General features: G+C 45.1%; 4 protein-coding genes and 1 pseudogene. 2 read left to right on the forward strand and 3 right to left on the reverse strand.

Features of this window, described 5'->3' with window-relative positions; all coding sequences use genetic code 11:
• On the reverse strand, positions 1 to 913 hold a 913-nt coding region (locus RDN66_RS10465), incomplete at its 3' end, for an Abi family protein (RefSeq protein WP_308537836.1).
• A 321-nt stretch (positions 914 to 1234) separates the two neighbouring features.
• Here RDN66_RS10465 and RDN66_RS10470 point away from each other — a divergent pair.
• Positions 1235 to 1579, forward strand: a complete 345-nt coding sequence (locus RDN66_RS10470) for a hypothetical protein (RefSeq protein ID WP_009309911.1) — start codon at positions 1235 to 1237, stop codon at positions 1577 to 1579.
• Between the two features lie 107 nt (positions 1580 to 1686).
• Here RDN66_RS10470 and RDN66_RS10475 read toward each other — a convergent pair whose 3' ends face one another.
• Positions 1687 to 2322, reverse strand: a complete 636-nt coding sequence (locus RDN66_RS10475; protein WP_009309912.1) for a CPBP family intramembrane glutamic endopeptidase — start codon at positions 2320 to 2322, stop codon at positions 1687 to 1689.
• Positions 2322 to 3638 (reverse strand): annotated as a pseudogene (locus RDN66_RS10480) (peptidase domain-containing ABC transporter); the annotation flags it as partial. The gene RDN66_RS10475 and the pseudogene RDN66_RS10480, both read right to left, overlap by 1 nt.
• A gap of 33 nt (positions 3639 to 3671) precedes the next feature.
• Between RDN66_RS10480 and RDN66_RS10485 the strand changes: the two are divergent.
• Positions 3672 to 4435: IS5 family transposase (locus RDN66_RS10485; RefSeq protein WP_308537837.1), on the forward strand; the 764-nt coding region annotated here is incomplete at its 3' end.

Genomic DNA, 4435 nt, shown 5'->3' on the forward strand with positions numbered 1-4435 from the left:
CAATGATCCGGGTACGGCTGGTCAGGCGGATGATTTTTTGCTGTCCGAGCCCCCGCAATAATTTTCTGATCTCTTTACTGCGCCGCACGTTCAGGTCGTGCATCAGCTGTGCCCGTCCGGTGAAACTCAGCAAACCATCGTGCGTGGCCAGTGCCTCGAAACGCAGATGATGACCTTCTGCCAGAAACGCAGCATGCCTTGCAGGACTGAGCCAGCTGAGAGCCTCCAGCATATCTTTCCATGCCCGACGCAACAGCTGCAGGGACGCCTGAAGACCATATACCGGGCGGTTGTAATCCGGCGCACCGGTAACCGGATCTTCCTCCTGGAATTTCCAGACTGCTTCATGGTGCGCCAGGCGGTTACGCAAGTCACGGATACGGGTAAATTTCTTTTCCAGCACGTGACGGGGGGTGCCGGCCGGGGCGCCGGGGAACACCGACGGAAGCAACTGGGGCCACAGGAGCGAGCGGTTCCGCGGTTCATCGTAGTTTTTCGTGAGAAAATTGGTCCAGAAACCAAAGTCCAGTCCGGAGATCACCCGCTCTGCCGTCGGCGCCTTGCCCGCAGCACGGATACGTTTTGACACCTTACGGATACAGTCTTCCTCCCAGGCTGTCCGGTCATAAACCGGTTTCCCGTGATGCATGAGCTTCTGGCCACGGGCATCGGTTTTGTAGCGCTTGTTCTGGCGTATCCAGGTCTTTTCACCGATATAGCGGGGTAAATCAAAAATCCAGTTGGTATCGGTTCGCCAGTGTCCGGCAGCGCCGGGCAACCGGGCATGGCGAATACTGTAATCGATGGCGTTACGCAGCGTCACCTCAAGGCAGTGCATCAGCGGCTGCATGGTGGCGGAAACGGCTTTTTTCCAGTTATACCAGCCCAGTTCTTCACCAGGTTTCAGCTTCAACTAGGGTTCTACGCGTGTGCTATACAGGGGTTTTTCGAGCCCTGGACCATGTCACTTCCCTGTGAACCGGACCGACTCTGTCTGCGGTTTCAGATGCCTGTCGCTGCTCGGTTTCACATGCGGGATTGAACCTTAACATTGCTTACCGGAGTAACTAACTGATTTTCGGATAATATATCCATTCACAGAAAGATTATTATTGCCTGCCATACAGGATTAATCTTCCCTCCCCCTGAATATTAACAGGTTTAAAATACTTGACGTTTTTTTACAAAAGATCTATACCAAAATGAATGTCCACACACTGTAAAAGGAGTTTTTATGAAAACTTTATCGTTTGATGAAATGAAGAGGGTTTCAGGCGCTGGTCACTTCGGTGATGTGCGGGATGCCAATATGGGAAAAAGTAATAAAAATACCGGAAGTAATAACAAAGGTAACACCGGGTATTACAATAATCTGGGGCAAGATGTTACAAACTGCAATAATGGTATTATTGGCGGCATGATTGCCGGTGCTCCTGGCGGCGTTTTGGGTCTGGGGACGGGTCTGGTTGGTGGTGCGCTTGCAGGAGGCTGTTTTTCTCACGGAAATGGAAATGGCGGTGGTAGCGGTAAATCCTCCGGAAGTAATTGTGGTTCAGGAGTGGGCGGCACCTGTAAATAATCGTAGCTGAAATAAAAGGCACAGGGTGGTAAGTATAGAGCTCTGTGCCAGTTATAATTTTTCCGGTCGCTGTTATAACGATAGAAAACTATAGCACCCCGGAATGGTCATTGAAATCGCAAGAATAAAACAAAGCCATTCATTAATGAGTGAAGTATAAAAGGAAGTAATATTCCGTAACTCAGCACTCTCGCATATGTCAGGATCACCGAGATAAAAAACAGGATAAACAAGCTTAATATATCATAATACCAGTGAAGGGATAAAAATATCAGTGAGGTTAAAACTACGGAAGTCATTGTGCTACACATCAATGTATTTTTAAAAAATCCATAAACAACACCTCTGAATATTATTTCCTCATACAAAGGTGCTAATATTACTACAGCAATGATATTTATAACTAGAATGATATTGATATCCAAGGGAGGGGACTGTATATATGACGACTGATAACGAAACATCATAAATTGAACTGATAAAATCAAAGACATAAACACAATAAATAAATCAATACGCCGTTCGCCAAGACCGTAACCCTTTGTGTGTTTATAAAATTGAAAATAAACTGGAGTGATTGTTATCAATATCGCTGAAGACATTAAGGGGATAACCATATCAATACCAACAATACCTGTGTTAATCAGGTATGTCTGAAATATCCACGGATAAGCAAAGGCAATAAAAATAAATCCTAAACACACAAACAGTTCTTTATATTTTAAATTGAAAAGTCGTGGCATTATAAATTTTCCTGTAAAGTGATGATGCGATCAGCTGAGTTAATAGTGGATTTTCTGTGCGCGATCACAATGCGTGTGATATTCAGCGATTTTATCGCATCGTTGATGTATTGTTCATTTGTATTATCCAGAGAACTGGTTGCTTCATCCATGAAGAGAATGGATGGTTTTTTATAAATTGCCCTTGCGATAAAAATACGCTGTTTTTGTCCACCTGATAAACCTTCACCCAGCTCTCCGATTAATGTATCATAACCCATCGGCATTCTTTCTATATCATCGTGTATCTGTGCAAATCTGGCACACTCAATCAGCCAGTTATCATCAATTTGAGTAGAAAAGGAACAGATATTATCCCTTAATGTTCCGGAGAAAAGCCTGTCATCCTGTAAAACGCAGGCGATTAATTTTTGATAGTTGTTAATACCCAATTCTTTTATGTCAATACCATCTACAAGTATATTTCCTTCACTTGCCGGGAATAATCCGCACAGTACCTTCAATAGCGTCGTTTTCCCTGTCCCGGAAGCACCTGTAATTGCTACATGCTCACCAGGTTGTATCTCTATATTTAGATGTCTTAGAGTATATGATGCATAACTATCATATTTATAACTGATATTCTTTGCCGACAGTGAGACAGGGCACATGTCATTTTTTACCGGAATATCATCTTTAAATGGGGAAACTTCAGTAAGTGCTATATCCGAAACCCTTTCGTTATGAAGGCTCATGATCTGAAGTCTGAGTAAAAAATCTATAAATGATGCAATTCGATCAGAAAACTGACCTCGATAGGAACTAAAAGCAACAAACATGCCAATTGTCATATTTCCCGATATCACTAAACTGGCTCCAAGCCAGAGGATGAGTATCTGCTCCATCGTCGCAATCAGTGTATTAATGCCTCCAAAGAACAGGTTTAATCTGGATACTTTTATTCCGGTATTAATCGAGTCAACTTCAAGATTAAACCAGTTTTCCTCTCTCCGTTTATTCAGCCCCTGTACCTTTACAGTGGCAATACCATAAAGTGTCTCCATAAAGAAGGAATTAGCTCTTGCATCCTTTATTAAGGACTCTTCAGATAACTGACGATATCTGTTGTAGGTTAGTACCCGGATAAATACATATAGACAGGTAAAAAGGATAACAAACCAGGTAAGCCACCCGCCATAGAGTACCAACATAATCAATAATCCGATGATCATAATGGAGTCAATTATTGCACCGACAATACTGGTTGTAAACGTCTCCTGAAGGGTGTTCAGGGAACCAAATCGGCTCTGTATATCACCAAATTTTCGGCGTTCAAAAGGCTTTGTTGAATAAATCGAACTTTTGCTGAGTTGAAGGATCAGATCACGCATCCTCCCGACAACACAGACCATTCCGTGGCAAAGCAAAAGTTCAGAATCACCAACTGGCCCACCTACAATAAAGCCCTCATCAACCGTGGCTCCATAACTTTCTGGCTGGATGATGAAGCTATTCAGGCCTGGTATGAGTCAGCAACACCTTCTTCACGAGGCAGACCTCAGCGCTATTCTGACCTTGCCATCACGACTGTGCTGGTCATTAAACGCGTATTCAGGCTGACCCTGCGCGCTGCGCAGGGCTTTATTGATTCCATTTTTTCTCTGATGAACGTTCCGCTACGCTGCCCGGATTACAGCTGTGTCAGCAGGCGGGCAAAGTCGGTTAATGTCAGTTTCAAAACGCCCACCCGGGGTGAAATCGCACACCTGGTAATTGATTCCACCGGGCTGAAGGTCTTCGGTGAAGGCGAGTGGAAAGTCAAAAAGCATGGCCAGGAACGCCGCCGTATCTGGCGTAAGCTGCATCTCGCCGTTGACAGTAAAACACATGAAATCATCTGCGCTGACCTGTCGCTGAACAACGTTACGGACTCAGAGGCCTTCCCCGGGTTAATCCGGCAAACCCACCGGAAAATCAGGTCAGCCGCCGCCGATGGCGCTTACGATACCCGGCTATGTCACGATGAACTGCGGCGTAAGAAAATCAGCGCGCTTATCCCTCCCCGAAAAGGTGCGGGTTACTGGCCCGGTGAATATGCAGACCGTAACCGTGCAGTGGCTAATCAGCGAATGAC

This window comes from uncultured Kluyvera sp. (genome assembly GCF_902485085.1).
GTDB lineage: Bacteria > Pseudomonadota > Gammaproteobacteria > Enterobacterales > Enterobacteriaceae > Kluyvera > Kluyvera ascorbata.

What these genes read in the sequence shown, in the direction of transcription:
- RDN66_RS10475 (WP_009309912.1), bottom strand. Translation starts at nt 2,322, where the DNA reads ATGCCACGACTTTTCAATTTAAAATATAAAGAACTGTTTGTGTGTTTA.
- RDN66_RS10470 (WP_009309911.1), top strand. Translation starts at nt 1,235, where the DNA reads ATGAAAACTTTATCGTTTGATGAAATGAAGAGGGTTTCAGGCGCTGGT.